Annotated in this window: 30 protein-coding genes; 13 read left to right on the plus strand and 17 right to left on the minus strand. The window is 70.5% G+C overall.

From position 1 onward, the window contains the following. Nucleotides 1-39: 39 nt before the first annotated feature. Nucleotides 40-1,053: an iron-siderophore ABC transporter substrate-binding protein gene (locus tag DEI81_RS13590; RefSeq protein ID WP_111011269.1), complete on the minus strand. Its 1,014-nt coding sequence runs from the start codon at nucleotides 1,051-1,053 to the stop codon at nucleotides 40-42. 133 nt (nucleotides 1,054-1,186) lie between these two features. Here DEI81_RS13590 and DEI81_RS13595 point away from each other — a divergent pair, with 133 nt between their 5' ends. Beyond that, the gene (locus DEI81_RS13595; protein ID WP_111011270.1) at nucleotides 1,187-1,951 is read left to right on the plus strand and encodes an enoyl-CoA hydratase/isomerase family protein; all 765 of its coding nucleotides are present in this window, start codon (nucleotides 1,187-1,189) and stop codon (nucleotides 1,949-1,951) included. An 85-nt stretch (nucleotides 1,952-2,036) separates the two neighbouring features. Continuing rightward, a complete protein-coding gene (locus DEI81_RS13600; RefSeq protein ID WP_111011271.1) occupies nucleotides 2,037-2,615 on the plus strand; it encodes a TetR/AcrR family transcriptional regulator in 579 nt (192 codons plus the stop codon). A 129-nt stretch (nucleotides 2,616-2,744) separates the two neighbouring features. Here DEI81_RS13600 and DEI81_RS13605 read toward each other — a convergent pair whose 3' ends face one another. After that, complete coding sequence (locus tag DEI81_RS13605; RefSeq protein WP_111011272.1) at nucleotides 2,745-3,440, minus strand: SDR family NAD(P)-dependent oxidoreductase; 696 nt, start codon at nucleotides 3,438-3,440, stop codon at nucleotides 2,745-2,747. Nucleotides 3,441-3,541: 101 nt separating this feature from the next. On the opposite strand from DEI81_RS13605, the gene DEI81_RS13610 reads away from it, so the two are divergent. Both DEI81_RS13610 and DEI81_RS13615 read left to right on the plus strand, forming a co-directional pair. After that, on the plus strand, nucleotides 3,542-4,414 hold the full coding sequence (locus DEI81_RS13610; protein ID WP_111011273.1) for a helix-turn-helix transcriptional regulator: 873 nt from the start codon (nucleotides 3,542-3,544) through the stop codon (nucleotides 4,412-4,414). A gap of 42 nt (nucleotides 4,415-4,456) precedes the next feature. Further along, complete coding sequence (locus DEI81_RS13615; protein WP_111011274.1) at nucleotides 4,457-5,341, plus strand: shikimate dehydrogenase; 885 nt, start codon at nucleotides 4,457-4,459, stop codon at nucleotides 5,339-5,341. Here DEI81_RS13615 and DEI81_RS13620 read toward each other — a convergent pair. The 3 genes from DEI81_RS13620 to DEI81_RS13630 all read right to left on the minus strand — a co-directional run bounded on the left by DEI81_RS13620 (nucleotide 5,319) and on the right by DEI81_RS13630 (nucleotide 7,825). Next, a complete protein-coding gene (locus DEI81_RS13620) occupies nucleotides 5,319-6,269 on the minus strand; it encodes a metal ABC transporter solute-binding protein, Zn/Mn family (protein WP_111011275.1) in 951 nt (316 codons plus the stop codon). The two genes, DEI81_RS13615 and DEI81_RS13620, sit on opposite strands and share 23 nt — an antisense overlap. 271 nt (nucleotides 6,270-6,540) lie before the next feature. After that, a complete protein-coding gene (locus DEI81_RS13625; RefSeq protein WP_111011276.1) occupies nucleotides 6,541-7,029 on the minus strand; it encodes an FBP domain-containing protein in 489 nt (162 codons plus the stop codon). Between the two features lie 211 nt (nucleotides 7,030-7,240). Further along, a complete protein-coding gene (locus DEI81_RS13630; RefSeq protein WP_111011277.1) occupies nucleotides 7,241-7,825 on the minus strand; it encodes a helix-turn-helix domain-containing protein in 585 nt (194 codons plus the stop codon). A gap of 83 nt (nucleotides 7,826-7,908) precedes the next feature. On the opposite strand from DEI81_RS13630, the gene DEI81_RS13635 reads away from it, so the two are divergent. After that, entirely contained in the window at nucleotides 7,909-8,937 is a 1,029-nt protein-coding gene (locus tag DEI81_RS13635; protein ID WP_111011278.1) for an NAD(P)/FAD-dependent oxidoreductase, read from the plus strand. Between the two features lie 109 nt (nucleotides 8,938-9,046). Here DEI81_RS13635 and DEI81_RS13640 read toward each other — a convergent pair whose 3' ends face one another. Next, nucleotides 9,047-9,589, minus strand: a complete 543-nt coding sequence (locus DEI81_RS13640) for a TetR/AcrR family transcriptional regulator (protein WP_111011328.1) — start codon at nucleotides 9,587-9,589, stop codon at nucleotides 9,047-9,049. A gap of 54 nt (nucleotides 9,590-9,643) precedes the next feature. On the opposite strand from DEI81_RS13640, the gene DEI81_RS13645 reads away from it, so the two are divergent. After that, nucleotides 9,644-10,354 carry an MBL fold metallo-hydrolase gene (locus tag DEI81_RS13645; RefSeq protein ID WP_111011279.1) on the plus strand — a complete coding sequence of 237 codons (711 nt, stop codon included), beginning with the start codon at nucleotides 9,644-9,646 and terminating at the stop codon, nucleotides 10,352-10,354. A 67-nt stretch (nucleotides 10,355-10,421) separates the two neighbouring features. Here DEI81_RS13645 and DEI81_RS13650 read toward each other — a convergent pair whose 3' ends face one another. After that, nucleotides 10,422-10,802, minus strand: coding sequence for a YchJ family protein (locus DEI81_RS13650; RefSeq protein ID WP_111011280.1), 381 nt, complete (start codon nucleotides 10,800-10,802; stop codon nucleotides 10,422-10,424). Between the two features lie 146 nt (nucleotides 10,803-10,948). Here DEI81_RS13650 and DEI81_RS13655 point away from each other — a divergent pair, with 146 nt between their 5' ends. Continuing rightward, the gene (locus DEI81_RS13655) at nucleotides 10,949-11,533 is read left to right on the plus strand and encodes a GNAT family N-acetyltransferase (RefSeq protein ID WP_111011281.1); all 585 of its coding nucleotides are present in this window, start codon (nucleotides 10,949-10,951) and stop codon (nucleotides 11,531-11,533) included. A 75-nt stretch (nucleotides 11,534-11,608) separates the two neighbouring features. Next, the gene (locus DEI81_RS13660) at nucleotides 11,609-11,962 is read left to right on the plus strand and encodes a hypothetical protein (RefSeq protein WP_111011282.1); all 354 of its coding nucleotides are present in this window, start codon (nucleotides 11,609-11,611) and stop codon (nucleotides 11,960-11,962) included. A 34-nt stretch (nucleotides 11,963-11,996) separates the two neighbouring features. Here the strand turns inward: DEI81_RS13660 and DEI81_RS13665 are convergent, their stop codons facing one another. Further along, nucleotides 11,997-12,461 (minus strand): MarR family winged helix-turn-helix transcriptional regulator, encoded by a 465-nt coding sequence (locus DEI81_RS13665; protein WP_111011283.1) that lies wholly within the window; start codon nucleotides 12,459-12,461, stop codon nucleotides 11,997-11,999. Between the two features lie 117 nt (nucleotides 12,462-12,578). Here DEI81_RS13665 and DEI81_RS13670 point away from each other — a divergent pair, with 117 nt between their 5' ends. Together DEI81_RS13670 and DEI81_RS16710 are read left to right on the plus strand one after the other, a co-directional pair. Beyond that, nucleotides 12,579-13,181, plus strand: coding sequence for a hypothetical protein (locus DEI81_RS13670; RefSeq protein ID WP_111011284.1), 603 nt, complete (start codon nucleotides 12,579-12,581; stop codon nucleotides 13,179-13,181). A 19-nt stretch (nucleotides 13,182-13,200) separates the two neighbouring features. Further along, entirely contained in the window at nucleotides 13,201-14,199 is a 999-nt protein-coding gene (locus tag DEI81_RS16710; protein WP_111011285.1) for a signal peptidase I, read from the plus strand. A 174-nt stretch (nucleotides 14,200-14,373) separates the two neighbouring features. Here DEI81_RS16710 and DEI81_RS13680 read toward each other — a convergent pair whose 3' ends face one another. Next, nucleotides 14,374-16,170, minus strand: coding sequence for an IPT/TIG domain-containing protein (locus tag DEI81_RS13680; protein ID WP_181435430.1), 1,797 nt, complete (start codon nucleotides 16,168-16,170; stop codon nucleotides 14,374-14,376). 330 nt (nucleotides 16,171-16,500) lie between these two features. After that, nucleotides 16,501-16,926: an organic hydroperoxide resistance protein gene (locus DEI81_RS13685; RefSeq protein WP_111011329.1), complete on the minus strand. Its 426-nt coding sequence runs from the start codon at nucleotides 16,924-16,926 to the stop codon at nucleotides 16,501-16,503. An 85-nt stretch (nucleotides 16,927-17,011) separates the two neighbouring features. Between DEI81_RS13685 and DEI81_RS13690 the strand changes: the two genes are divergently transcribed. Beyond that, the gene (locus DEI81_RS13690) at nucleotides 17,012-17,620 is read left to right on the plus strand and encodes a maleylpyruvate isomerase family mycothiol-dependent enzyme (protein WP_181435431.1); all 609 of its coding nucleotides are present in this window, start codon (nucleotides 17,012-17,014) and stop codon (nucleotides 17,618-17,620) included. Nucleotides 17,621-17,683: 63 nt separating this feature from the next. Here DEI81_RS13690 and DEI81_RS13695 read toward each other — a convergent pair whose 3' ends face one another. After that, nucleotides 17,684-18,247 carry a DUF3040 domain-containing protein gene (locus DEI81_RS13695; protein WP_111011288.1) on the minus strand — a complete coding sequence of 188 codons (564 nt, stop codon included), beginning with the start codon at nucleotides 18,245-18,247 and terminating at the stop codon, nucleotides 17,684-17,686. Nucleotides 18,248-18,421: 174 nt separating this feature from the next. Here DEI81_RS13695 and DEI81_RS13700 point away from each other — a divergent pair, with 174 nt between their 5' ends. Next, nucleotides 18,422-19,153 (plus strand): SOS response-associated peptidase, encoded by a 732-nt coding sequence (locus tag DEI81_RS13700; RefSeq protein WP_111011289.1) that lies wholly within the window; start codon nucleotides 18,422-18,424, stop codon nucleotides 19,151-19,153. Nucleotides 19,154-19,160: 7 nt separating this feature from the next. Here DEI81_RS13700 and DEI81_RS16295 read toward each other — a convergent pair whose 3' ends face one another. Continuing rightward, a complete protein-coding gene (locus tag DEI81_RS16295) occupies nucleotides 19,161-19,310 on the minus strand; it encodes a hypothetical protein (protein WP_181435049.1) in 150 nt (49 codons plus the stop codon). A 117-nt stretch (nucleotides 19,311-19,427) separates the two neighbouring features. Between DEI81_RS16295 and DEI81_RS13705 the strand changes: the two genes are divergently transcribed. Then, nucleotides 19,428-20,324, plus strand: a complete 897-nt coding sequence (locus DEI81_RS13705; RefSeq protein ID WP_111011290.1) for a VanZ family protein — start codon at nucleotides 19,428-19,430, stop codon at nucleotides 20,322-20,324. A gap of 108 nt (nucleotides 20,325-20,432) precedes the next feature. On the opposite strand, the gene DEI81_RS13710 is transcribed toward DEI81_RS13705, so the two are convergent. The 5 genes from DEI81_RS13710 to DEI81_RS13730 form a co-directional block, all read right to left on the minus strand. Then, the gene (locus DEI81_RS13710; RefSeq protein ID WP_111011291.1) at nucleotides 20,433-20,984 is read right to left on the minus strand and encodes a sortase; all 552 of its coding nucleotides are present in this window, start codon (nucleotides 20,982-20,984) and stop codon (nucleotides 20,433-20,435) included. A gap of 74 nt (nucleotides 20,985-21,058) precedes the next feature. Further along, nucleotides 21,059-22,825: a DUF4012 domain-containing protein gene (locus tag DEI81_RS13715; protein WP_146244104.1), complete on the minus strand. Its 1,767-nt coding sequence runs from the start codon at nucleotides 22,823-22,825 to the stop codon at nucleotides 21,059-21,061. A 34-nt stretch (nucleotides 22,826-22,859) separates the two neighbouring features. Beyond that, nucleotides 22,860-23,858, minus strand: a complete 999-nt coding sequence (locus DEI81_RS13720; protein WP_111011293.1) for a GDP-L-fucose synthase — start codon at nucleotides 23,856-23,858, stop codon at nucleotides 22,860-22,862. Then, nucleotides 23,855-24,889, minus strand: a complete 1,035-nt coding sequence (gene gmd / locus DEI81_RS13725; RefSeq protein WP_111011294.1) for a GDP-mannose 4,6-dehydratase — start codon at nucleotides 24,887-24,889, stop codon at nucleotides 23,855-23,857. The genes DEI81_RS13720 and gmd overlap by 4 nt, the downstream gene beginning before the upstream one ends. A 35-nt stretch (nucleotides 24,890-24,924) precedes the next feature. Next, the gene (locus tag DEI81_RS13730; protein WP_111011295.1) at nucleotides 24,925-26,196 is read right to left on the minus strand and encodes a glycosyltransferase; all 1,272 of its coding nucleotides are present in this window, start codon (nucleotides 26,194-26,196) and stop codon (nucleotides 24,925-24,927) included. Between the last annotated feature and the right edge of the window lie 527 nt (nucleotides 26,197-26,723).

Here is a 26,723-nt window from a genome sequence, read left to right on the forward strand (position 1 = left end):
GGCCGAGGGCCCGGGGCGGGGCCGAGGGCCTAGGGCGGGTCAGCCGAGCTTCGCCGCGAACTGGTCCGGCAGCCGCTTCAGGGCCCAGAGGATCGCGGGCACGGTCCCGATCGAGAACGCGGAGGAGACGTCCGCGTTGCGCTCGACGATGACGTGACCCTTCTTCACCGAGGGCACCTGCTTGAACAACGGACTCGAGGACGCCTGGGCCGCCGTCGTGTAGATCGGCAGGATCACGGTGAGGTCGGCGTCGAGCAGGTCGAGGTTCTCGTTCGACAGCGTGGCGGAGAACGCGCTGCCCGCGGCCTTGTCGACCGCCTTCGGCTGGGTGAACCCGAGCTGCTTCATGAACGCGACGCGGGAGTCGCCCGAGGCGTAGGCGCCGTACCCGCTCGACGTGTACGCACCGATGACGGCCGTCTTGCCCTTGAACTCGGGGTGGGCCTTCCGCGCGCTGGCGAACGCGGAGTCCACCTGGTCGAGCAGGTCCTTGCCCTGCTGCACCTTGCCGAGGGCCTTCGCGATCATGGTCACCTGCTGGTCGGTACTCGTCAGGTAGTTCGCGCCGCCCTTCGGGATGGCGACGGTCGGGGCGATGGCGGAGAGCTTCTGGTAGCGGTCCTTGTCGCCCGAGCTCTTCGTGTCGAGGATCAGGTCGGGCTTGAGCGCGACGATCTGCTCGTAGCTCGGCTCGAGGGTGCCGATGATCTTCGGCGACGTGGTGTACGCGCCCTTGAGCCAGGGGCCGACGCCCTCGCCGCCGAACGCGAGCCAGTCGCTCGCGCCGACGGGCTGGACACCGAGGGCGAGGGCCGTCTCGGCGTCACCCCACCCGAGCGCGACCACGCGCTTCGGCGCGGACGGGATCGTCGTCGTGCCGAACGCGGTCTGCACCGACACCGGGTAGGAGGAGCCGCTCGTCGCCGTCTGCGAGGCGCTGTTCGAGGCGGTGCCGCTGCTGCACCCGGCGAGGACGAGGGTGGCCACGACGGCGGTCGCGATGGCGGCGACGAGGGAACGGAGGCGGCGCGCGGGCCGACGGCTGGCAGTCACGAAGGTGAGGCTACCCTAAGCCGCCCCGACGCCTCCCGGGAGTCTGGCTTGACGTAACTGAACTGATCTGTATGGTTGAGGCAACACGGCTGAACAGACCTGTTCAGTTTCCAACCGAGCCCGAGGAGCCACCATGACCACGCCCACCTACTTCGACCAGTACGACAACCTCGCCTTCGAGCGCGACGAGAACGGCGTGCTCGTCCTCCGCTTCCACACGGACGGCGGACCTCTCACCTTCACCGGCCGGACCCACGAGGACCTCCCCCAGGCCCTCGAGGACATCGCGCTCGATGCCGACAACCGGGCCCTGGTCATCACGGGCACCGGCGAGCACTTCATGAAGGACATCGACGGCCCGAGCCTCGGCGAGATCTTCAAGCCGGCCGCGTGGGAGAAGACCCGCGTCGAGGGCCGCAAGGTCCTCGAGCGCCTCCTCGACCTGCCGATGCCGGTCGTCGGCGTCGCGAACGGCACCGCCACGATCCACTCGGAGTACCTGCTGCTCGCCGATGTGCACATCGCGTCGGAGCGGGCGACCTACGGCGACTTCCCACACCCCGCGTTCGGCATCACCGCCGGCGACGGCCTGCACGTGGTGTGGGAGGAGATCGCCGGCACCCAGCGCGCCAAGTGGCTGCTCTGGACCGGCGAGACCATCGACGCGCAGACCGCGTTGCAGTGGGGTGTCGTCAACGAGGTCGTCGCGCACGAGCACGCCCTCGAGCGCGGCATCGAGATCGCGCGGAAGCTCGCCGCCAAGCCCGCGCTCTACCGTTCGCTGCAGAAGCAGACACTCAACCTCGCCCTGCGACGCCGCCTGACCCAGGACGTCCCGTTCGGGATGGCGCTCGAGGGCCTCACCGCCGCCGATCTGGCGTACCAGCAGCAGGCCTGACGCGGAAGGCGCGGGGGTGCCGCCGTCTCGATCGGCGCCCCCGCCCCCGTCGTAGACTGAACAGATCAGTTCAAGGAGGCCCGACGTGGCGACCACGACACCCCGCACCCGCAAGCGCCCTGCGCTCGACCGCGTCGTGCAGACCGCCGACCGGCTCTTCTACGCCGACGGCATCCACGCGACCGGCGTCGACACGATCGCCGATGCCGCGAACGTGTCGAAGGCCACCATGTACACGTACTTCCGCACGAAGGACGACCTGGTCGGCGCGTACGTCGAGGGCCGGAGCCTCGCTTGGCGCGACCATCTCACGACGCAGCTCGCCGCGGCCGACGTCGACGCGGCAGAGCAGATCCTCATGGTCTTCGACCTGCTCGGCACGTGGTTCGCGACGGACGACTTCAACGGCTGCCCGTTCATCAACGCCGAGGCCGAGAGCACGACGGACTCGCCCGCGCACGTCGTGAACGTCGAGCACCGCACCTGGATCCGGGCGCTCTTCACCGACCTCGCCAGCCGGGCCGGCACCGCCGACCCCGCCGCGACGGCGATCCGGCTCGCGATGCTCTACGACGGTGCCATGGTGGGCGCACACACGGAGCCGCAGCTGCCGTGGGCCGCCGAGGCCCGCGACGCGGCCGCCGTCCTCATCGCCCAGCGCTAGCGACGCGTCCGCGGCCCCGCCGGGTGGCGCGGCGCACGTCGGACGCGCACCGTCCCTCCAGGACGCGGCCGGGAGGCGCGACGCACGTCGGACGCGCGCCCCGCCTCCCGGCCATGGCCGATGGCCCGATCACCAGGCGACGGCGCCGCTGCGATCGACGAACGTGCCGGTCGGGCCGTCGGCGCCGATCGTGGCCATGGCGACGATCGCGTCGGTGCCTTCCTCCACGGTCTGGTGGCCGGAGTTGCCGTTGAGGTCGGTGGCGGTGTAGCCGGGGTCGACCACGTTGAAGCGCACGTCCGGGATCCACTTGGCGTAGATCGTCGTGAGCATGTTGAGCGCGGCCTTGCTCGCACTGTACGAGAGGGTCGGGATCTGCGCCTCGATCCGGGAGTCGTCGGCGCGGACGGCGAACGAGCCGAGGCCGCTCGAGACGTTCACGACGACGGGCGCCGTGGAACGACGGAGCAGCGGGAGGAACGCGTGGACGACCCGGACGGGGCCGACCGTGTTCGTGTCGAGCACCTGGGCGATCGCGGGCCCGTCCAGCTCGTCGAGCGGTGCACGGCCTCCGGCGATGCCCGCGTTGTTGACGAGCACGTCGAGGGTGCCGAACCGTTCGGTGAACTCGGTGGCGGCCTTCGCGACGGACTCGTCGGAGGCGACGTCGATGGTGATCCAGTCCACGCCGAGCTCCGCTGCTGCCGATGCACCGCGCTCAGGGTCGCGGGATCCGATGACGACGGTGTGCCCGAGGTCGCGGAGTCGCTGCGCCGCCGTGTACCCGAGTCCCTTGTTGCCGCCGGTGATGAGTGTCGTTGTCATGGCTCCACCGTGCTCCTCCACAGCGGGGGCTACCAGGGAACCGTCAACAGTGTGACCGGCGGTACCACCCAGGGGACCGCGGTCGGTGGGACCATCGATGCATGACCGAACGAGGCGACTTCGCGACCCTGCTGCGCGCGTGGCGCGACCGGTTGCACCCGGCCGCGGCGGGCCTCCCGGCCGGTGCCGGGCGGCGGGCGACTGGGTTGCGGCGTGAGGAACTGGCGGCCCTGGCCGGGGTGTCGGTCGACTACGTCGTGCGGTTGGAGCAGGGGCGGGCGGACCGGCCGTCGGCGCAGGTCGTCGCCGCGATCGCCCGCGCGCTGCAGGTGTCCGAGGGCGAGCGCGACCAGTTGTACGTGGCGGCCGGGCTCGCCGCTCCGTTACCGACGGTGGTCCCGACGTTCGTGCCACCGAGCGTGCAACGGCTGATCACGCGGATGCCGGACGCCGCCATCGCGGTGTGCAGTGCGGACTGGACGATCCTGACGACCAACGCGGCATGGGACGCGCTGCACGGCGCTCCTCCGGCGAGCGGGCCGGAGCGGAACGTCGTCCGGCGGCACTTCCTCGGCTCGCCGACCCGGCTGCTGCGCGAGGAGGGCGAGACCGAGCGGTTCGAGCAGGCGATCACGTCGGACCTGCGGACGACGACGGTGCGCTACCCACAGGACCGGCAGCTGCAGGCGCTGATCGACGAGCTCGTCGCCGGGAGTCCCCGGTTCGCCGAGCTGTGGGCGCAGGTCGGCGCCGCCCGACACCGGACGGAGCGGAAGACGATCCTGCACCCGACGGTCGGGCCGGTGCTGCTCGACTGCGACGTGCTCAACGTGTCAGGCGAGGACCTGCACATCGTCACGAACACGGCCGAGCCGGGCACCGAGGACGCCTCGCGGTTCGACCTGATCCGGGCACTCGGGGCGACCGGGGCGGCACCGCTCGACCCCGCGGATTCGCCGCTCCTGCCCAGCTGAGTCGCCCAGCGGTCACGGTCCCGGTCGGTAGGGTGATGCGCTGTGCCCGCTGCTCTCCCCGATCCCGACCGCACCCGCCTCGCCGTCCTCGGTCAGCCGATCGACCACTCGCTCTCGCCGACGTTGCACGCGGCGGCGTACCAGGCCCTCGGTCTCGATCTGACGTACGAGCGGCACGAGGTCGGCTCCGGCGGGCTCGAGGCGTTCGTCGGTGACCTGGACAGCTCGTGGCGCGGCCTGAGCCTGACGATGCCGCTCAAGCGCGAGGTCCTGCCCCTGCTCGATCGCACGACACCGCTCGTCGACGAGCTCGGCGTCGCGAACACCCTGCTCCTCCGGACCGAGGCCGGCCGCACCGTGCTCTCGGGGGCGAACACCGACGTCGACGGCATCGTCCGCCCGGTCGAGGCCCTGGGGCACGTGCCGGGTGCCGCGACGATCCTGGGCGGCGGAGCCACCGCGGCGAGCGCCTTGTTCGCGTCGCTCCGTCTCGGGGCGTCGTTCGTGCGCGTGTACCTGCGCGACACGACGAAGGCGAGCGAACTCGTGCTGCTCGCGACGCGGCTCGGTGTGACGCTCGAGGTGCACCCGCTGGCGGACCTGCCCGATGCTCCCGCGTCGGGGCTCGTCATCTCGACGCTGCCGGGCGGCGCCGCCGACACCCTGCAACTGCACCCGTCAGGCGACGACGCCGTCCTGTTCGACGTCGCGTACGACCCGTGGCCGTCGGTGGTCGCCGAGCGCTGGTCGGCAGCGGGCGGCCGGGTGCTCAACGGGCTCGACATGCTCGTCGAGCAGGCCATCGGTCAGATCCGGTTCTTCACGAGCGGGGACGCCGACCTGCTGCTGCCCGACGAGGCCCGCGTCCGCGATGCCATGCGGGCCTCGGTCGGGCTGTCGGCGATCAGCCCGCCAGCGCCTTCTTGACGGCGTCGATGTTGCTCTGCTGCCAGGCGATGTAGCCCTTGCCGGACGGCAGGGTCTCGGTGACGCCGACGACCGGCACGTGGTTGCTGCGCGCCGCGGATTTGACCTGCTCGGTCTCGGGGCTCGAGGTCTGGTCGTTGTAGGCGAGGAGCTTGACGGGGTCCTTGCCACTGAACAGCTGGAGCGTGTCGTTGAGCGCCGCGGGTGGCACGTCGTCGCCTTCCTCGATCGCCTCCGAGAAGTCCTGCGGGGTGACGTTGCGCAGCCCGATCGCGTCGAACAGGTAACCCGGCACCGGCTCGGTGTAGGCCACGCGGTCGCCGGCGTCCTGCTGCTTGAGCGCTGCCGTCTGCGCTTCGAGGCCCTGGAGCTGCTTGGTGACCCGTGCCGCGTTGGCCCGGAACGACCCCTTGTGCGCGGGCTGCTCCTGCCCGAGCTCGGTCGCCACGCGACTGACGAACCGGACCATGGTCGGGTAGCTGTAGAACACGTGCTCGTTGAAGTCGTCGTCGCCGGCCTTCCGGAGCCCGGACAGCTTGACGACGTCGATGAGGTCGGCCTTGGACTTCGTCGAGTCACGCAGGGTCTCCATGTACGAGTCGTACCCGCCGCCGTTCTCGATGAGCAGGTCCGCATGGGACACGGCGAGCTGGGTGCGGGGCGAGGCCTCGAACGAGTGCGGGTCCTGCGAGGGGTCGGACAGGATGCTCGTCACGTGCACGTGGGAGCCGCCGATCGTCGACACGAGGCCGCCGTACACGTTGGTCGACGCCACGACGTCGATCCGGCCGGAGGACCCGGAGCCACCGGAGGCGGACGACCCGGATCCGGGCGTTCCACCCGCCCCTCCAGAACTCGAGCATCCGGTGAGACCGAGAGCGGCGGCGCCGGCGACGGCGGCGAGGGCGATGAGGGCGCGTTGACGCATGAGGGGTGGAGGTCCGTTCCGAGGCCGCTCGACAGGGGCGGGCGGCGGCGACCACGCTGCGCCCGCACCGCGACGCTATTCACTATCGATAATGATTGTCAATTCCGATGCACTGGGGAGGCGCGGCCCCGCGCCTCCCCAGTGGCTCACGCCTCCCCAGCGACCCGCGCCTCCACAGCGGCTCACGCCCCGCGGACGGCTCAGGCTCCGCGGACCGCACACGCCGCGCGGACAGCCCCCGCTCCGCGGATCGTTCACGCCCCCGGACGGTTCACGCCCCCCGCACGTCCCGCGCGAACGCGGCCGCCCGCTGCCGGAGGCTGACGATGCGCTCGTGCCGGGCCGCCTCGACGTCGAACCCGAGGTACGCCGGCGGCGGTGGGTTCCGCACGTTGGCCGAACACTGGAAGTCGGCACAGACGAGCGTGCCGACGGTGTTGCCGTTCCGCCCCGAGGCCCCACTCCGGCGCGCGCTGTAGAACAGCACGTCGTTCGGCAGGCGGACGTCCTGGCACCAGGCGCACTGCGGCCGGGTGCGGGTGCCGCCATCGGCCTGGCGGAACAGGATGCCGACGAGGGCGTCGCCGTCGGGGACGATCGCGTACGCCCGACGTCCGATCTTCGGGTCGCGCCAGCCGAGGTAGTCGAGCGCATCCCAGTCGAGCGCGTCGAACCCGCTGGGCAGGGTGATGTCGGAGACCTCCTTCCGCGAGGCGTTCACGAACGCGGCGCGGATGGCCTTCTCGGTGATGGGGAGCATGGGTGTGCCGTTCTCTCAGCCCGGGCGCGCTGGCGCCGGGCAGGTGTCATGGGGAGGAGGGCACAGCGGACGACGGTCACGACGACCGGGATCGATCCACTGCGCCGCCAGCCGGCATCCGCGGAAGCGGGGGCCGGGGCGGCCGTCACCTGACGTCGGCGGATGGACCGCCGGCGACCTCCTGCCATGACGAGTTGCGCACGCTCCTACGCTACCGCGCGCCGGACGTGGGCAGGACGTGCGCGCGCTCCCCGCTCCTCCCGGACAGGCTGAGGAACTCGACCGCTTCCGGCCCCGCAGCACCGGACCAGTGTGGGGTGCGGGTGTCGAACTCGGCCGCTTCACCGGGACCGAGCACCATGTCCTGGTCGCCGAGCACGAGGCGGAGTCGGCCGGTCAGGACGTACAGCCACTCGTGCCCGGGATGGGTCATGGGCTCGGGCACGGCCGGCGCGACCCGTCCCGGCATGACGTGCTTGAACGCGGTGATCCCGACGGCCCCGCGCCCGAGCGGCAGGATCGTGTGGCCGTGGGCGCGGAAGGGTCGAATGTGGATGCGCGGGTCGCCACTCGGTGGCGCTCCGACGAGCTCGTCGAGCGGCACCTGGTACTCGCGGGCGAGCGGGAGGAGCAGCTCGAGTGTGGGACGTCGCCCGCCCGACTCGAGCCGTGACAGCGTGCTCACGGACACCCCGGTGGCGGCGGACACCTGCGCGAGCGTCAGTCCGCGGTTCGTCCGGAGCTTCCGAAGCCGGCCGCCGACCGCGTCGAGGGTGCGTTCCCACGTCTCGTCCATGGACCCACTTTGCCATTCCCGCAAGAACGATTGCCACTTCGGCGAGCACCGCACAAGCTGACGGTCGAACGAGGAGGAACGACATGCCCACACACACTGACCACGACGTCGTCGTCATCGGCGGCGGTGCGGCCGGCCTGAGCGCCGCGACGGCACTGGCGCGCTCGATGCGATCGGTGGTGGTCGTCGACGCGGGCGAGCCCCGGAACGCACGGGCGGCGGCCGCCCACAACGTCCTCGGCCGCGAGGGGACCGCACCGACCGACCTCCTGCGCCTGGCCCGCGCGGACGCCGAGCGCTACGGCGTCCGCATCGCCGTCGGACGAGCGACCGCCGCCACACGTCAGGGCGACCGCATCGCCGTCAGCCTCGAGGACGGCAGCCGACTCCGCGGCCGCCGTCTCGTCCTGGCGTCGGGCGCGGTCGACGAGCTCCCCGACGTGCCCGGACTGCGCGAGCGCTGGGGGCGCGACGTCGTGCACTGCCCCTACTGCCACGGTTGGGAGGTCCGGGGCCAGCGGATCGGCGTGCTCGGCTCCGGCGCGATGGCCGTCCACCAGGTGCTGCTCTTCCGGCAGCTCAGCGACGACGTGACGCTCTTCCGACACACGATGCCCGAGCCCTCGGACGAGGAGTGGGAGCGGTTGGCGGCTCGGGGCATCCGCGTCGTCGAGGGTCCGGTCGCCCGGGTGCTCGTCGACGACGACCGGTTGACGGGTGTCGAACTCGACGACGGGCATGTGTTCCCCCTCGACGCGGTGGCCGTGCAGACGCGGGTGGTCGCCCGAGCGGACGTGTTCGAGCACCTCGGCGGCGAGGTCGCCGAGCATCCGAGCGGCATGGGCCGACACGTCCCCGCCGACCCGACCGGTCGGACTGCGCTGCCCGGCGTGTGGGCGGCCGGGAACGTGACGGACATCGGCGCGCAGGTCATGAGCTCCGCCGCCGCGGGCGTGATGGCCGGCGCGGCGGTCAACATGGACCTCATCGCGGAGCAGACGGCCGCGGCGGTGCGAGCGCGGCGGGAGCCGTTCTCGCCCGAGGCCGAGCGCGAGGTCACCGAGCGGGTGCTCGGCGATCGCCGCCACGGGTTCGAGCCGACGGGGGACTGAGCCGGGCGCCAGCGCGGGACCGAGCCTGACGCCAGGGCTGCGCATGCGGACGACGAGTGCGCGCGCGCCCGCATGCCCCGTTGTCGTCCGCATGCGCACCCGACCTGCGTCAGCGCCCCACCCTCAGTGCCGCGACGATGCGCTCCCGCCCGAACGCCCACGCCGCCTCGACGTCCCCGCCGAGCTCGAAGCGCCCGTTGAGTTCCATGCCGACGAACCCCACCACCCAGGCCGTGAGGGTCCGCGCCGCCTCGAGCGCGTGCTCCTCGCCGGCGAGCTCGCCGCCGAACCGCACCACGGCGACACTGGCCGCAGCGCCGAACTCCGGCCGGGCAGCGGAGACGCCCGCGCCCGGCGTCATGACGAGCTGGAACGCGGCGGGCCGCTCGTGCCCGAACGTCCGGAACACGTCGGCGACCTCGGCGGCAGTGGTGGCGGACTCCATCCGCCCCGCGAGGTCCGACAGGGTCGCCTCGGCCACGAGCTGGATCAGGTGGTCGCGGCTCGACACCCGCTTGTACAAGGAGGGCGCCCGCACCCCGACCCGCAGCGCGACGGACTGCATGGTGAGACCGGCCAGCCCGTCGTGCTCGAGCAGGTCACGGGCGGCGGTCACGATCGCGTCGAGGGAGGTGCGTTCCGGGGTGGGCATGTCCATCAGCATAGCTATTGACGGTAGCCATCATGGCTAACTACAGTAGCCATCATGGAACTGGCACCGAACCTCCACCGCATCGGCAACGACATCGTCGCCGCGTACCTCGTCGTGGCGCCCGAGGGCATCACCGTCATCGACGCCGGCCTCCCCGGGTCGTGGCACGACCTGGTCGCCGAACTCGCCTCGATGGGCCGCTCGCTCGACGACGTGCGCGGCGTCGTCCTGACCCACGGCGACTCCGACCACGTCGGGTTCGCCGAACGCCTGCGCCGTGAGCGCGGCGTCCCCGTGTACGTCCACGCCGCCGACGCCGCGCGGGCCAAGGGCGGCGACAAGCCGAAGGCCGGCAAGCAGTCGATGCGCCTCGGCCCCCTGCTCGGATTCCTGGGCTACTCGATGCGCAAGGGCGGGCTCCGGACGAACTGGCTCACCGAGGTGGTCGAGGTGCACGGCGGCGAGACCCTCGACCTCCCCGGCGCCCCGCGGATCATCAGCACCCCGGGGCACTCGCCGGGCAGCATCGCCGTGTTCGTCCCGGCCGTCGACGCCGTGTTCGTCGGCGACGGACTGACGACCCGGCATGTCCTCACCGGCCGCACGGGTCCCGCGCCCGCGCCGTTCACCGACGAACCCGAGCAGGCGGTCCGGTCGCTCCGCGCCCTGGTCGACACGAACGCCCGCTGGGTGCTCCCCGGTCACGGCGCCCCGTGGAGCGGCGGCGTCGCCGCGGCGGTCCAGGCCGTCGAGCACGCCGCCTGACCCCTGCCCCGCCCCGCCGAAAGGGGCCCGGCCATCGGGAGGGACCGGCCACCGGGAGGAACCAGCGTCAGCTCGTCACACCGTCCACGTAGAACCAGCGCCCGGCCTCGCGCACGAACGCGCTGTCCTCGTGCAGCTCGCCCCGCTCCGAGGGCGTCCGCCACCACGCGCGGAACTCGACGGTCCCGCTGGTGTCGAACGGGCCTCCCGAGCTGGTCCCGAGGACGTCGAGTCGCGTCCACCGCATCATCGGGTCGAGCTCGAGGCTCGTCGGCCGCGTCCGCGGGTGCCACGACGTCAACAGGTACTCCGGCATGGTGAGCGCGAACGCCGTGAACCGCGAGCGCATGAGCCGCTCGGCCGTGGGCGCGGCCGCTCCCGCGTGCAGGGGGCCGCAGCACTCCGCGTACGGATTGCCGCTCAGGCAGGGGCATCGTTCCGCTGACATGTCCTCAGCGTAGGACCGCGACGCCGCCTCGCCACCGGCTCGGGAGGCCCGACCCCTCCCCGCCGCAAGCGTGACGTCCGCATCGACCCCACCGCCACCGGCCCGGGAGGACCGCAGCACCCCGCGACCGCGTTTACGGTTGGTCCATGAGCACTCCCCTGACGATCCGACGCGCCACGCTCGAGGACGCCGCGACCGTCGCGGACCTCGTCGAGCGTGCCTACCGCGGCGAGGCGAGCCGCGAGGGCTGGACGAGTGAGGTCGACGTCATCGGCGGTCGCCGTACCGACACGGAGCAGATCCGCGCGCTCATCGCTGCGCCGGACTCGGTCGTGTTCGTCGGCGTCGACGAGGGCCGGATCATCGCCACCTGCCAGGTCCAGCGGCATGGCCCAGGCCTCGCCTACTTCGGCACCTTCGCGGTCGAGCCGACGATCCAGGGCAGGGGCCTGGGGCGCCGGATGATGGAGGCCGCCGCCGAGCACGCCCGCACGACGTTCGACGCCGCCGCGCTCGAGATCACGGTCGTCGCGCAGCAGTCAGCGCTCATCGCCTGGTACCGACGCCTCGGGTTCGTGCCGACCGGCGCGACCCGGCCGTTCCCAGCCGAGGCCTGGGGCGCGACGCCGCTCGTGCCGGACGTGCACTTCGTCGTGATGCGCCGACCGCTCGCGGAACCAGGGACGTCGGCCGCGGAACGCAGCATGATGTCCACGGACCGAACGAACTGAACCCGCTCCGGACGGAGATCAGGGAAAATACCCGTCGGTTCCGATCCACCTGACGCACCATCACGAGGAGGCGCCGTGCCACGGCTCACGATCGACGAACTCGAGGGCTGGATCACCGACTTCCGCTCCGAGTCGATGCACCTGCCTGCTGCCCCCCACGCGATCGACATGTCCTGGGACCAGGCGACCATCGACACCGCGCTCATCGTCGTGCACCTGGAGACCAGTGGCACCGAGGTCTACCTGCAGCGCGAGATCGGTGGCTCGCCGGAGTGGACGGTGACGTTCGAGCGCCGTGAGAACGACGCCCGGGTCTCGGCCGAGCAGGTGCTGACCCTGGCGGCCGAGGTGAGCGCGATCGGCCACCTGTGCTCGTACCTGACGCTCAAGACGTCGGAGCACCTGCAGCGGCACGCGGCAGCGCAGTAGCGCGCAGCCAGAACCGGGCTCCGAGCGCGTCGAGTCAATCGGCGACGGCGTCGCGGAGGGCATGCGACAGCCGCTCCGTGAACTCGATGAACACATCGATGTGCTCGGCGGGCAGGGCTTCCTGCAGCGCCCGGCGATAGGCCGCGCGCAGTGAGCCGATCACAGCGAACCCATCAGGGGTCAGTTGGATGCGGACGCTTCGGCGGTCGTCCGGATTCCGCACACGCTCAAGGAGTCCCCGCTTCACCAAGCGGTCGAGCAAGGCGGTGACGGCCCCCGTTCCCATCTCGAGGTACCGACCGAGGTCCTTCGGCGTCCGGTCCTCGTCGATCGCCGCGAGGAACTTCAGCGCGCGGAGATCGACCGGGTTGAGCTGATGCACGACCGCCAGGTGCTGCACGAGGTGCGCGTGCTCGACCTGCCCGCTGTAGAAGGCGGCGACGGCCTCGTCGAGGAGGCGGTCCGGGTCTCGAGAGCGTGAGGACGAAGGCGCTGGCACCCGCTGATTCTACTCACAGTCCGTTTTGCTCGAAAATTGACACCATCGAATATCGAGGCTTATGCTCCAAATAGCTCGAAAATCGAGCGAAACCGACTGACCGGAATGGAATCTGACATGCGTCGCCCCACCCGTACCCTCGCTCGTATCTCGACGTTGGCCGTGATCCCGGCTGCACTGCTCGCCGCTGGCGTCGCCGTCTCCACGGCCTCCTACTCGGCGTTCTCCGCGACCTCGTCGGACGACGCGAACAACTGGTCGATGGGCACCGTCGCGCTCACCAACGACGCAGCCAACGGCGCACTGTTCAGCGCATCGAACCTGAAGCCGGGTTCCACGGGCACGAACTGCATCGCGGTCACCTCGAGCGGTTCCCTCGCCAGCGCGGTCAAGCTCTACGCCACCAACGTCCAGCAGACGAAGGCACTCGCGTCCTCCGTCAACCTGCAGATCAAGCAGGGCACGGGCGGCGGGTACGGCACCTGCGCCGGGTTCACCCCGACCTCCGGCGTGGACGGGACGCTGTACAACGACACCTTGGCGTCGTTCGCGTCGACCCACACCGACTACGCCACCGGCATCGGCACGTGGAAGCCGGCCGGCGACAAGGCAGAGACCAAGACGTTCCAGATCACGTACACGGTGTCGCCCGACGCGCCGGCGTCGCTCATGGGCGCCACCGCGAGCCTCGGCTTCACGTGGGAAGCCCAGAACTCCTGACCATCGAGGGAGGATCGTGATGCGCGCATCGTCGTGGATCCGGTTCGCGGTGGTGCTCACCGCGCGCGGTGTCATCGCTGCCGTCATCGGGATGGCGTTCTGGGCCGCCGCCCCCCTGGCGCTCGGGTGGCACAGCACCACCGTGATGACCGGATCGATGGAACCCGCTCTCCAGCCGGGTGACGTGGTCGTCAGCAAGCCCGTCGCGGTACGCGAGCTCCGGAAGGGTCAGGTCCTGCTCTTCTCGGACCCGGACCACGCCGACATGCTCCGCCTCCACCGCTTCCACGCACTCAACGACGACGGCACGCTCACCACCAAGGGCGACGCCAACGCTTCGGCCGACTCGACACCGATCACTCGATCCTCGGTCCTCGGTGTCGGGTACCTCCGGGTCCCGCTGGTCGGCACACCGGTCCTCTGGATGGCGGAACACCGCACTGGCCGCGTCGCGGCGCTCGCGGTCGGGCTCGTCGTCCTCAGCGGCCTCGCTCTGCTCCCCGCCGTGGAAGCGGACGGGGACGCATCGGGCAGACCATCACGCCGCCCGCATGGACGCCATCGAGTCGCACCCACGCATCGACGCACCACGGCAGCGATCGTCGCCACTGCCGCATGTGCGCTCGTCAGCGTCGCCCTGGCAGCACCCGCTGCCGCAGCGTCGTTCTCCACGACGGCGATGACCGGTGCGAGCTCCCTCGCCACCGCGACCGCGACGCCGGCGACGGCGCTGACCTGCACCAACAACACGAACGGTTCCGTCACCATCGGGTGGACCTACACCGGCACCGCACCCGACCACTTCACCGTCCTCGTCGACGGCCAGCCCGACGGCACCGTCACCGCGCCCGGGGCACGCACCAGCACGCTCGACGCAGCCGACTTCTTCGCATGGAAGACGTCCACGGTCAGCATCCGTACCGACCTCACCGACACCTGGACCACGCCGTCGACCAGCACGGTCCGCATCACCACCATCCGGCTCTTCGGCCTGGGCACCACCACCTGCGCACGTTGACGCCCCGTCCCGGGACGAGCGCACGACGCGGCGCGGACCCTCGACTCGCGGTGGGGATCCGACCTGATGCGGGGATCGCCGAGCGAGCCGTCACTCGACGCGGCTGTCGACGACGGAGGCCGCCGCGGGTGATCAGCATCACCCACGACGGCCTCCAGGTCGCCGGTCGCCGCGTCAGCGGAGACGCAGGTGGCGGCGGCGTCGGTACCCGATGAGCGCGACGATCCCGCCGAGCCCGAGCAGGCCGATGCCCGTGATCGCAGCGGGTCGGGCGTCCGAGCCGGTGTAGGCGAGGGCGTTCGCCCCGGTGCCGTCACCGCCACGGTCGCCGGTCAGCAGCGCAGCGCCGGTGCCTGCACCGGTCGCGCCGGTCCCGGTGGCCGCCGCAGCCACGTAGCGGAAGCCCGTGGCGCCGCTCGTGCCACCGGTCGTCGTGACGGTGATCGTCGTGGCTCCCGGGTCGCAGGCCGGCGTCGTGAACGCCAGCCGGGTGCCGGCAGCGTTCACCGTCACGTCCGCAGCGGGGATGGTCGTCCCGCAGATCGTGACGCTGGTCCCGCCGGGCACGAAGCCGGTTCCGCTCACGGTGACCGTCGTGCCTCCCGTCGTCGATCCCTGCCCGGGGTCGGTGCCCGTGACGGTGGGTGCGGCGCGGTAGGTGTAGCCGTCATCGTCACGGGCTGCACCGGCCGGGTCGGTCAGGACGACGTCGACCGGGCCGGCCGCACCGGCGGGCGTGGTGACGGTGACGCTGGTGTCGGTCGGCGTGCCCACGATCGTCGCCGGGACGCCACCGAACGTGACGCCGGTGACGTCACCGAGTCCGGTGCCCGAGACGACCACGGTCTGGCCGCCGGAGGTCGGACCGGACGCGGGGGTCACACCGGTGATCGTCGGCGCACCGGCGGTGACGTAGAGGAACTGGTCCGGTGCGGCGACCGTCGTGCCACCGGGGAACCCGACGACGACGTCGGCGAGGCCGGCACCCGGCGGCGTCGTGACGACGATCTGCGTGCCGTCCGCGGAGACGGAGCGGATGGTGCCGGCCGTTCCGCCGAACGTGACGCCGGTCGCGTTCTGGAGGCCCGTTCCCCTGATGGTGACGGACGTCCCGCCCGCAGCGGGGCCCTGGTCCGGCGTGATCCCGGTCACGGTCGGCGCGACGTACGTGTACCCGAGCCGGGCGGTCCCGTTCGGGTCGCTGACGACCACGGTGGTCGGGCCCGCGGCGCCGACCGGCGTGACGGCGGTCAGGGAGTTCCCGTCGGCGGCGACCTGGACGTTCGTCGCCCGGGTCCCGCCGAAGGTCACGGTGGTGTCAGCCGTGAACCCGGTGCCGGTGATGGTGACCGTCTGGCCTCCGGTGGTCGGTCCGGTCGTGGGCGTGATCCTGGTCGCGGTGACCGGGATCGGCGCGGTGGGCGTCTCGCAGGTCGCGTTCGCGAGGACGACCGTCGCGACGGTCTCGTTGACCAGCGGAACACCGGCGACGGTGCCGTTCAGCGTCGCGACCGCGCGAACGGCCGTGCCCGTCGCGGTGGTCCCGGTGGTCGTCTGGACGCGGCTCGCCTGGACTGTCAGGGTCGCACCGGCGAGCGCGCCGGTGAGGTCCGCGCTCACCGTCGCGGTCGGCGTGGCGGCGTTCAGTGTCACCGCACGGCCGAGCAGGGTCAGGCCGACCAGGTCCGCGGCGCTCGTCGGCGTCCCGCCGACCGGGCACGTCGCCGTCGCGGTCGCCGCGTCCGCGGTGAGCACGCTCTGCCCGAACAGCGCCACGTTCGCACCCGCGATCTGCGAGGACGCCGTGGACCGTGTCGCGTTGCTGTTCGCCGAGGTCGTCACCGCCCCGACGGTGATGTCCGCCGCCGCGACATCGGCCAGCGTCGAGCCGTCCGCGTCGGTGAAGGCGCGGTCACCTGATCCCGTGACCGCGACGTCACCGACGGCCGCGTTGACGTCCAGCGTGGCCACGCCTGCGACATCCGCGTCCGCGACGGCACTGATGCCGACCGCGGACGCATCCCCCGGTGCCGCTGACGCCGGTCCTGCGACGACGAGGGCACCCCCAACCACCAGTCCCGCGGACAATCCGACCGCGGACAACCGCATTCCCACGCTCCGTCGCATGGCGCCCCCTTCACGAGCTGTTCTGCCTGCGCACGCTAGGCCCGGGGGTGGCGGGTACGTTCGCTCCAACACTGGGGTTTGACAACCACTCACGAACAGGAGTACGACGTCCCGGCACGTGGAACGCCCGGCCCCCGCATCGGGGACCGGGCGTTCGGTGCTGCTCGCCGACGATCAGTCGACGAGCGAGAGCGTGACCTCGACGTTGCCGCGCGTCGCGTTCGAGTACGGGCACACCTGGTGCGCGGCCTCGGCGACCTCCTGCCGACGGTCCGCCGGCACGTTCGGGGCGTAGATGTCGAGCTCGACGGCCAGGCCGAACCCGCCCTCGCCGTTGTCGCCGATGCTCACGCTGGCCGACACGGAGGCGTCGGTGGTGTCGACGCCGAGCCGCTTGCCGACCAGGTGGTAGGCGCCGAGGAAGCAGGCCGAGTACCCGGCGGCGAACAGCTGCTCGGGGTTGGTGCCCTCGCCGTTGCCACCCATCTCCGTGGGCGGGCGGGTGTCGAAGTCGAGGCGGTCGTCCTCGCTCCGGACGTGTCCGTCGCGACCGCCGCCCGTGGCGTGGGCGATCGCGGTGTACGTGATGTCAAGGGTCATGGACCCCACCTCACACCACGGGACTGGACGGTCGCTGACGTGTATCCGGTGGACGCACACCGCAAGGAGCGGCCACGATGTGGTGATGAGCAGCGTTGCCCAGTTCAGTTCGTCCGCCGATGCCTTCGTGGCCGTCGTCGCACAGGTCCCCCACGACGCGTGGGAGCGACCGGCACTGGGCGAGTGGACCGTGCGGAGCCTGGTCGGGCACACCACGCGCGCGCTCCTGACGGTCGAGCAGTACCTGCACCTCGAGCCCCCGGCCGAGGTGACGATCCCGACCGCGGCGCTGTACTACGCCACCGTCTACGAGCAGTTCACGGACTCGAACGCCGTGACGCAGCGCGGCATCGCTGCGGGGATCTGGCTCGGGGACGAGCCGCTCCTGCGGATCACGGACGCCCTGGCCCGCGCGAAGGCCGCGATCGAGGCGGCTCCCCCGGACCGTGCCGTGTCGATCGGCGGGATGGGGATCCCGCTCGAGGAGTACCTGCGCACGCGGGTGTTCGAGCTCGTCGTGCACACGATCGACCTCGCACGCGCGATCGAGGTGCCGTGCGCGCCCCCGCCGGACGCGGTGGAGTCGTGCGCGGTCCTGGCCGTGTCGGCCGGCAACGCGCGCGGCGACGGCGAGGCCGTCCTCCTGGCCCTGACCGGGCGCGGGTCGCTCCCGGACGGGTTCTCGGTGGTCTGACCGCGCCGGAACGGCGCGCTCCGGGTGCCGCGGGGACACGACCGGGAGGCCCGACCCGGCGACTCAGCGTCGGCGTCGGCCCTCGGCCGATCCGTGGGACGGCTCCCGGTCCTCCCGGCTGTCGCGGCGGAGCACGAGCGACAGGGCCGCACCGAGCAGTCCGGCGACGATGAGCACGATCGGCACGGAGATCGGTGCGTGCGTCGGCGCCGCGATGACGAGCAGCACCAGCCCGAGCACAACGAACCCGATGGAGGCGATGAGCACGTTCCGGCGCGTCGCACGACGGGCGTTGGCGCGGTTCGGTGCGGCGAGCAGGTCGGGATCGTGGAGGACACCGCCGTCGCCCGGTCGCGCCACCGACACGGCGGATGCCTGCGCGGTCCGAGGGGTGGGGGAGGCGAGGAGCCCGGCGATCGACGGACCGCTCGGGGCGAGTTCGGCGTCGAGGTCGTCGTCGTCCTCCTCGGGCACGGGGACGACGAGCGCGGCCTCGCCGGCGTGGCCGGCCTCGGCGCGCTCGGATTCCTCGCGGATGGCGATGGCGCGCTCGGCCTCGGCCGCCTGCTCCGCCTCGTCGAGGTGGTGCGCGGAGGGACGACGGACGTCGGGGTGTTCGTTGGTCACGAGGCGGGTACCTCTCGGGATCGTGGACGGCACGTCGGGGTCCGCGCCGGTACCAGCACATCAGGAACGTGCCGGATGCGCGAGCATATGACACCGATCTGGTAGCGCGCTGCCCTTGTCCGGTGAGCGCGCCCAGACTCGAGCACACTGGCTGCGCTCGGGCACACTGGTCGCATGTGTGGCCGATTCGTCGTCTCCGACACCACCGCTGACCTGTTGCCCGAGCTCGTGGGTGAGCTCGCGTCCCGCACCGAGCACGTCGACGAGGACACGGGCGTCGTCAGCACCGGACTCGTCGAGAACTACAACATCGCCCCGACGGACGACGTGCAGGCGGTCCGGCAGTTCCGCGGCGAGCGGGCGATGCCCGACGTGCACTGGGGGTTCGTGCCGTCGTGGGCCAAGGACTTCCGGAAGCAGCGGCCCCAGCCGATCAACGCCCGGATCGAGACCGTCGCGACCTCGGGCATGTTCCGCACGGCGTTCGCGGGCAACCGCTGCATCGTCCCGGCGCAGGGGTACTACGAGTGGGTCCTGACCGAGACCGGCAAGGAGCCCCACTACATCCACCAGCCCGACGGCGCCCTGGCGATGGCCGGCGTCGTGAGCGCCTGGCCGGACCCGACCAAGCCCGAGGGCGACCCGGACAAGTGGCGCCTGTCGATGGCGATCATCACCCGCGACGCCCACGTCGCCCCCGGCGAGGTCCACGACCGCATGCCCGCGTTCCTGACCCCGAACAGCTACGACGCCTGGCTCGACGACACCCTGTCGCCCGACCAGCTCCTGGCGCTGCTCGACCGCGAATCGCACGAGGTCGCGCACGACCTGGTGCAGTACGAGGTCTCCCGCGCGGTGAACAGCGTGCGGAACGCCGGGCCGCAGCTCATCGAGCCGGTCGCGTAGCCCACCGTCAGCGGGTGAGCGCCACCACCACGAGCACCACGACCACCACCGCGAGCGCGGCGACGAGCACCCACTGCCACCAGCGGAACTTGGCGCGGCCGTTCGAGCCGCGCGGGCGGATGGGTGAGCTGGGTCGTGAGCGCGGTCTGGCGGACATGCGCGAACCCTAGGCGCGGTGCATGTGCGCACGCCGATCCAGGGAGACGGAACCGTTCAGGCCGCGGTGGGGGCGCCTCCAGGATCGGCCGTCGGCCGCCCGGTAGCGTTGCTCGGCATGACAGCACGACGCCCGTTCGTGGTGGGGGCCGCCGCCGTGCTCCTGGTCGTGTACGTGCTCGCCAGTGGCGCGTTCGTGCTCATCGGCGGTGCCGCGCGGCAGCGGCTCGAAGCCGACGCGGTCCGCGTCCTGCTCGCCGTGCAGTCGGTCGGGCACGGGACGCTCCAGCTCGACCGCGGGTTCGTCGCCGCGATGGCCGTGTCGCTCGTCGTGGCGCCGCTGCCGATCGCCGCCCGGCTGCTCCTGCCCCGCCTGGGCGCCCGCGCCGCGTGGGCCCTGGCCGCCGTGGTCGTCCTGCTCGTCGTCGTGCTGGGTGCCGCGCTGCGGCTGCTGTCCGGCACCCACGCGATCTCCGTGGCGCTGGGCTGCGTCGTCGGCCTGGCGTTCGGGGTCCTCGTGGACCTGGCGGCACGGTCGCTCGCCGCCCTGCGCGGCCACGAGACCGAGGGGCCCACGGGCCGGAGCCGATGGATCGCCCTCGCCCTGATGGTCCTGTACGTCGTGGCCGTCATGCTCATCGCGTTCCACGGCTCCCCCGTCGACGCCGGCAGCGACGGGTTCCTGTTCCGGGTGCTCGACTGGTTACACCGGCACGGCACACCGCAGTGGATCGGCTATGCCGCCGTCGAGTTCACGGCGAACATCGTGTACTTCGTGCCGCTCGGGATCCTCGTCGCCCTGCTCATCGGCGTCCGGCGCTGGTGGCTCCCGGTGGCCATCGGGTTCGTGGCGAGTGCGTTCATCGAGGTCGTGCAGTCGGTGCTCCTGCCCGAGCGGACCGGCTCCGTCGACGACGTCCTGTCGAACACGGCCGGGGCGTTGCTCGGGACCCTGGTGGGCATCGTCGTCCTGGCACGGCTCCGGCGGCGGGCGGGCGTGCGGCAGCTCGGCTGAACCACCGGACGCGCGCCTCCGCCTGCGTTCGACGGCGTCGGTCCGCCGTTCCGGAACGACGAAGCCCCCGAGCCAGCAGGCTCGGGGGCTTCGGTGTGGTGCTGGGTGTCAGACGTTCTTGCGCTGACGACGCGTGGCCGCCGTGACGCCGACGAGCGCGCCACCGAGGACGACCGCGCCACCGGCGCTCCAGACCAGGAGGGTCGGGACGGTCGAACCCGTGAAGGCGAGGCCGGTGCTGGTCGCGGTGACCGTGGCGCCCGTGCCCGTGGCGGCCGCCGGAACGACGGTGAGGGCCGTGGTCGCGATGTTGCCGGACGTGACACCGGTCGCGGTGACCTCGTAGGTGCCCGAGGCACCGCGGGGCAGCGTGATCGGCGCGTTGAGCGAACCAGTCGCGGACGCCTGGCGGACCGCGGTGACGGTCTGCGTCGGCAGCGCACCGATCGTGACGGCACCGGCACCCGTGACGGAGATGGTGACGTTCTCCGAGTCGGCGAACGAGCCCGGCGCGAAGTTGATGATGGTCGTACCACCGGCGACGACAGAGCCCGACACACTGACGTTGCTGGCGGGCACGTAGCCCTCGGCGTTGGCGGCCATCGGAGCGGCCATGACGGCTGCGCCGGCGAGCACCAGCGCCGCGATTGTCTTCTTCATGAGTGATCCCCTAGTTCGAACGCGACGGCGGCCTGACCTCTCGCAGGACGCTCGATTAGCGAAGTTCCATCAAACTATCGGCTTTCACAGGTGACGTCCACGGGTCGTGTAACAGTTTGGTGAACGCCCGGGGTCGATTCCGCCGCGACCGTGTGGCCCGCTGCCGCCTTCGGCCCGAGGAACTGCACCGTCAGCGTGGTGCTTTGCCCTGGTGAGAGCAGAGTTGGGATCTGCACGACCGGGTACGTGCCGTCGAGCGCAGTCTGGGGGCTGGCCGCCTTGCCGTCCTGTGACGCGCTCAGGAACACCCCCGTTCTGGGGGCGTAGATCGCGACGTTCGTTCCGACGTTGCCCGGCGACACGCCGAAGTCCCCACCACCGGTGACGTACGGCGGAAGACTCGTCGCGGCGTCCGCTGGCGCCGTGTTCTTCAGGGTGACCTGCACGGTCCAGGTCGGGCGACCATCGGCGCGGCAGACCTTGCTCCCCACGGCGATCTGCTTCGTGAGGTAGTAGTCCATCTTCGCGCCGGTGGCGTCGTTGAGGTAGACGCCGAAGCGTGCGTTCGCCTTCGATGACACGGGGAGGCCGCCCGCGGCACTCGTCCCGACGATCCTGCTCTGCTCGGTCCCACGCGAACTCCACACCATGATGCGACGCTCTGCTGCTCCTCTCGACAGCGCAGTCACCAGTTTGGCGGGATCTGCGGAGCCAGAGGTCACGGCGTTGAACACCGAGCTGGCAGCGGACGCGAAGAACGCGTCCTGCATCCCGGGGTCCGAGTAGCGCGCATACACCTGACTCAGCAGGACGGCGACCGCGTTGTCCGACGTGAGCGTGTCACCAGTTGCGAGCTTCACTGGGCCCGTTGCGTTCAAGAGGTAGCCCAACGTGACCGGGTCGATGGACACGACACCGTCGACCTTCTGCCCGAACCGCTGCTGCCAGAACGCTGAGGCGAGTTTCGCGGTGGTCGCGAAGCGGGGCGTGAGCGTGGTGTCGAGCATGTACTGCCCGGTGATGGCGCCGTACAGCCCTTGTGTTTCGGTCGTCAACGGCAGGACCGGCTGGTCCACTCGCGGGAAGCTCGCACCTGACGCCTGTTGCGTCAGCGAGATCTCGCCGTCGTCCGCGTGGAGCAGCACGACGGACCCCGCGATGCCTCCACCGGCACGAATCTCCGCGTTGTTCTCGACGAGGAGCAGGTAGTTCCGTGCGCCATCGGTTCCGAGCATCGACGGCGCCAGGTCGATCACCCGTCGCGCGACGTCCGCCTCGTGGTCGACAGGAGCGAGGGTGTTGACGAGCTGATCGACGCGTTTGTCGACCACGGACAGCGTGTCCGTCGTGTCGATCGCACGAGCCTCCTCGAGCGCTCGGTGCAGATTTACCGCCGCGCGGTCGACACTCGGCCGCGCCGACGCGATCGCCGCAACGTCGATCCGCCCGTCCTTCGGCCGGAACGCAGTCGTGTTCACCTTGCCGAGAGCCCTGATCGCGGGACGGACGGAACCGTCCGCGACGGTTGCGACAACATTCGATATCTGCCGAACCGCACGGAGGTCCGGCCCCACCAACGGAACGACTTCGGCCGTTCGCCAGATCGGGTCCGACGTCAGCGACCTGGCGCCGTCTGCCCGGTCCTGGAACTCGCCCGCCGTGCGGCGCGCACCGTCGCTGTTGGCGTCGGCGATCTGCGCTCGGAGCGTTGCGACGTGTGTGACCGACGACTGCAGGTCCCGCACGGCGAGCAAGCCACGGATACCGACCCAAGCGACGACGAAGACGATCACCGCCACCACCGTGAGGACGATCCACGTCACGACTCGCCGGCGCGTCATCGACCGAGCTTCGACCGTGCTGTCCGTCACGTGATCACTCCCGCAGGTTCGACTCGTTCTCGCGGAACCACTCAACAGTCGTCCGGAGACCGTCCTCGAGCGAGATCTGGGCGGTCCACCCGGCGTCGCGGAGCTTCGAAACGTCGAGCAGTTTCTGCGGGGTCCCGTCCGGCTTCGTCGTGTCCCACTCGGTGTCCCCCTCGTAGCCGACGACGCGTGCGATCGTGTCGGCGATCTCACGAATGGTGACGTCCGCCCCGGTGCCGACGTTGACCTGCTCGGGACCGTCGTAGTGCTCCATGAGGTGGAGCACGGCGGCGGCCATGTCGTCCACGTGCAGGAACTCTCGACGGGGGGAACCAGTCCCCCAGTTGGTGACCGACCGACTGCCGCTCCGAGCTGCTTCCTCGTATCGGCGGATGAGCGCGGGCAACACATGCGAGCCGGCCGGCGAGAAGTTGTCGCCGGGTCCGTAGAGATTCGTCGGCATGGCGGAGATCCACGGGAGTCCGTACTGTCGCCGAACGGCCTGCACCTGCATGATGCCCGCGATCTTCGCGATCGCATACGCGTCGTTCGTCGGCTCGAGGTAGCCGGTGAGCAATGCGTCCTCGGTGATGGGCTGCGGCGCGTACTTCGGGTAGATGCAGGAGGAACCGAGGAAGGCCAGGCGTTCCACACCGACCTCACGGGCCGCGTCCATCACGTTGACTTGGATCTGAAGATTCTCGCTCAGGAAGTCGACGGGGTAGGTGTTGTTCGCCATGATCCCACCGACCTTCGCCGCGGCGAGTACGACGTACCTCGGTTCGGTGCTCCGGAAGAAATCGAACACCGCCGACCGGTCACGCAGATCGAGCTCCCCCGACGAGCGCCCGACCAGCGCGGTGAAACCCTGACCCTCGAGCTGTCGCCACACCGCGGAGCCCACCAAACCCCGGTGCCCGGCGACGTAGAACGTGCTGTCGCGGTCGAGTGCTCCAGGCGAGAATTCGACCTCGTCGTGCGCGCCCGTCGCCGCGGTCTTCGTCACTTCGCCGTCCCCCAACTCTCCAGCCGGACGGAGTCGATCCACGGCCGCCCGGCGCACTCCAGCGCTTCGATGTCCGCATCCACCATGATCCGCGCGAGCTGCGCCGTGTCGACGGTCGCCTCCCACCCCAGCTTCGCCTTGGCTTTCGAGGCGTCACCCACCAGGGCATCGACTTCGGAGGGACGCAGGTACCGTTCGTCGAACCGGACGTGCTCCTCCCAGTCCAGGCCAGCGTGTTCGAACGCAGTGACCAGGAAGTCGCGGACCGTGAAGTTCCCACCGGTGGCCAGCACGTAGTCGTCGGGCTCGTCCGCCTGCAGCATCCGCCACATGCCCTCGACGTACTCCGCGGCGTATCCCCAGTCTCGCACCGCGTCCAGGTTCCCCAGGTACACGTGCTCCTGCCGACCGGCCTTGATGGCGGCGACGGCACGGGTGATCTTGCGGGTCACGAAGGTCTCCCCTCGTCGGGGCGACTCGTGGTTGAAGAGGATCCCGTTCACCGCGTACATCCCGTACGCCTCGCGGTAGTTGCGGGTCACCCAGTAGCTGTAGACCTTGGCGGCACCGTACGGGGACCGCGGCCAAAACGGTGTCTCCTCGTTCTGCGGCGGTGGTGTCGCTCCGAACATCTCCGACGAGGAAGCCTGGTAGAAGCGCGTGTGGATGCCCGACATCCGCACGGCCTCGAGCATGCGCATCGAACCCACGCCGGTCGTGTCGCCGGTGTGCTCCGGCTCGTCGAACGAAACGCGGACGTGCGACTGCGCGGCGAGGTTGTACACCTCGTCGGGCCGCAACTCGCCGAGCAGACTGACGAGCCGAGCGCCGTCACTCAGATCCCCGTAGTGCAGGAACAGTCGGGCCGACGGGTCATGCGGATCGACGTAGAGGTGGTCGATTCGCGACGTGTTGAACGTCGATGCTCGACGAATCAACCCGTGCACCTCATACCCCTTCCGGAGCAGCAACTCCGCGAGATACGACCCGTCCTGCCCGGTGATGCCAGTGATGAAGGCGCGCTTGGTCACTCGTTCCCCTGTGCCTGACGACCACGATCGACTTGCTAGTGAAGCGCGTCTGATCCGGCCTGCGTGGTGCTCGGAACGCGCCGAGGGACGAGCCGAGCCAGAAGTCGAGCATATCTGTCCAACGCGCCGTCTTCCGAAAGGTACTGGTCACGGAACTGGAGACCGGCTGCACCGATGCGCTGCGCCAGATCGCGGTCCTGTCCCACATGCATGAGAGCCTCGAGGAGCATTTTTGGATCAGCGGCAGGCACAGTCAAGCCTCCCGCGGCGCGCACCTCACTTTCCGTGACGCTGCCCGTGCCCGTTGCAGCCACTACCGGGCGCCCGGTCGAGAAGTAGGAAGTGAGCTTGCTGGGCACGGCCATACCCGCGACGCCTGGCAGCTCGTTGACCAGAAGGACGTCCGCGCTCGCTAACAATGGCTGAAACTGCGCGTCCGACACCGGTTTCATGAACTCGAGCCGACGCACCCCTTGCGAAGCACGAACAAGCTCATCGCGACGATTACCGTCGCCCATCAGGACGAAGCGGATGGGCAGGCTCTTCTCGTCAGCCATCCGTGCCGCGAGGATGACGTTCTCAAGACCCTGCTTGGCCCCCATGTTCCCGGCATGCAGGGCGATTATCTCGTCATCTGCCCATCCAAAACGCGCCCGGATCGATGGGCGGTCTACTGCGGTCGGCTCCGGGAGGTGGGTCCAATTCCGCACCACATCCACCTGAGAGCGAGGTACGCCGAGCCGGTTCACAACGTGATCAGCGAACCGATCGTGGATCACGACGACAGAATCCGAGTTCCTCAACAGCGCTGACTCGATTGCTGAAACGACTCGAGCCGCGACGGAGCCGCCCTGAGCCGTCTCGACAACGCCTAGAGAGTAGAGGTCCTGCACCCACGTGATCACGGTCGTCTTGGGGTTCATCAACCTCGCGCGGAGCAGTGCCAGACCGCTTGCGAACATGGCGGGAGACACAAGCACGAGCAGGTCGGGCCGCCCCCAACGACTCACCAGGACTCGGATACCGAAGGACATCTCAGACAACAGACGCTTCCCCACAGTGGGCCTCCGGGGCACGTAATGCCGACGGCGGTCAACGCGGACAGCGTCTCGAGTCTCGCTCGTAGACCACGGCGGCGAGAGGGGGTCGAACCGCCATTGCGGATAGTGCGGGAACGTGGTCACGACGCGGACACGGCTGCCCCGCGCGGCCATCCCCCTCGCGAAGGAAGCAGTATAGGGAGCAATCCCCGTCGTCTCCGGGGCATAATTGAGCCCCAGCACCAAGATCCGCTGCGCTCGCCCCACGGCATGACCCTAACAGCGTGAGACGTCAGGAGCTCCTCGACACAGTTCGCCACCCGCTCCACGGAGGTACAACTGCCGCGAGAGCCAGGTGCCCGAAGGATCGCTGTAGCCTAGGCCCGGACAGTCAGGGGGCAATTCCGATGCAAACCCGACCGGCAGGGGCCGAAGGACACGACCCGGGTCACGTCATACCTCTGGCGCTCGCGCCTGGTGAGCGCCAGGCATGGGGCGGGAAGCGGTCCCAGGTCTACCTCTGGGCTGTCGTCGAACTGCTCCTCGTCTCGAACGCCTGGCAGGTCTCGTCGCGCCTCCGCGTTTGGGCGCTTCGACGGTTCGGCGCAGACGTCGGGCGTGGAGTGGTATTCCGGCCTCGCACACGGGTCAAATTCCCCTGGAAGTTGACAATCGGTGACAACTGCTGGATCGGAGAAGGCGTCTGGTTCCACAATCAAGATGCGATCCAGGTGGGTCATGACGTCGTCATCTCCCAGGAGACCTTCCTCACGACGGGAAGCCATTCACACCGA

The organism is Curtobacterium sp. MCBD17_013 (assembly GCF_003234565.1).
Classification (GTDB): domain Bacteria; phylum Actinomycetota; class Actinomycetes; order Actinomycetales; family Microbacteriaceae; genus Curtobacterium.

What these genes read in the sequence shown, in the direction of transcription:
- DEI81_RS13595 (WP_111011270.1), top strand. Translation starts at nt 1,187, where the DNA reads ATGACCACGCCCACCTACTTCGACCAGTACGACAACCTCGCCTTCGAG.
- DEI81_RS13605 (WP_111011272.1), bottom strand. Translation starts at nt 3,440, where the DNA reads ATGACAACGACACTCATCACCGGCGGCAACAAGGGACTCGGGTACACG.
- DEI81_RS13610 (WP_111011273.1), top strand. Translation starts at nt 3,542, where the DNA reads ATGACCGAACGAGGCGACTTCGCGACCCTGCTGCGCGCGTGGCGCGAC.
- DEI81_RS13620 (WP_111011275.1), bottom strand. Translation starts at nt 6,269, where the DNA reads ATGCGTCAACGCGCCCTCATCGCCCTCGCCGCCGTCGCCGGCGCCGCC.
- DEI81_RS13625 (WP_111011276.1), bottom strand. Translation starts at nt 7,029, where the DNA reads ATGCTCCCCATCACCGAGAAGGCCATCCGCGCCGCGTTCGTGAACGCC.
- DEI81_RS13630 (WP_111011277.1), bottom strand. Translation starts at nt 7,825, where the DNA reads ATGGACGAGACGTGGGAACGCACCCTCGACGCGGTCGGCGGCCGGCTT.
- DEI81_RS13635 (WP_111011278.1), top strand. Translation starts at nt 7,909, where the DNA reads ATGCCCACACACACTGACCACGACGTCGTCGTCATCGGCGGCGGTGCG.
- DEI81_RS13640 (WP_111011328.1), bottom strand. Translation starts at nt 9,589, where the DNA reads ATGCCCACCCCGGAACGCACCTCCCTCGACGCGATCGTGACCGCCGCC.
- DEI81_RS13645 (WP_111011279.1), top strand. Translation starts at nt 9,644, where the DNA reads ATGGAACTGGCACCGAACCTCCACCGCATCGGCAACGACATCGTCGCC.
- DEI81_RS13650 (WP_111011280.1), bottom strand. Translation starts at nt 10,802, where the DNA reads ATGTCAGCGGAACGATGCCCCTGCCTGAGCGGCAATCCGTACGCGGAG.
- DEI81_RS13655 (WP_111011281.1), top strand. Translation starts at nt 10,949, where the DNA reads ATGAGCACTCCCCTGACGATCCGACGCGCCACGCTCGAGGACGCCGCG.
- DEI81_RS13670 (WP_111011284.1), top strand. Translation starts at nt 12,579, where the DNA reads ATGCGTCGCCCCACCCGTACCCTCGCTCGTATCTCGACGTTGGCCGTG.
- DEI81_RS16710 (WP_111011285.1), top strand. Translation starts at nt 13,201, where the DNA reads ATGCGCGCATCGTCGTGGATCCGGTTCGCGGTGGTGCTCACCGCGCGC.
- DEI81_RS13685 (WP_111011329.1), bottom strand. Translation starts at nt 16,926, where the DNA reads ATGACCCTTGACATCACGTACACCGCGATCGCCCACGCCACGGGCGGC.
- DEI81_RS13690 (WP_181435431.1), top strand. Translation starts at nt 17,012, where the DNA reads ATGAGCAGCGTTGCCCAGTTCAGTTCGTCCGCCGATGCCTTCGTGGCC.
- DEI81_RS13700 (WP_111011289.1), top strand. Translation starts at nt 18,422, where the DNA reads ATGTGTGGCCGATTCGTCGTCTCCGACACCACCGCTGACCTGTTGCCC.
- DEI81_RS16295 (WP_181435049.1), bottom strand. Translation starts at nt 19,310, where the DNA reads ATGTCCGCCAGACCGCGCTCACGACCCAGCTCACCCATCCGCCCGCGC.
- DEI81_RS13705 (WP_111011290.1), top strand. Translation starts at nt 19,428, where the DNA reads ATGACAGCACGACGCCCGTTCGTGGTGGGGGCCGCCGCCGTGCTCCTG.
- DEI81_RS13710 (WP_111011291.1), bottom strand. Translation starts at nt 20,984, where the DNA reads ATGAAGAAGACAATCGCGGCGCTGGTGCTCGCCGGCGCAGCCGTCATG.
- DEI81_RS13715 (WP_146244104.1), bottom strand. Translation starts at nt 22,825, where the DNA reads ATGACGCGCCGGCGAGTCGTGACGTGGATCGTCCTCACGGTGGTGGCG.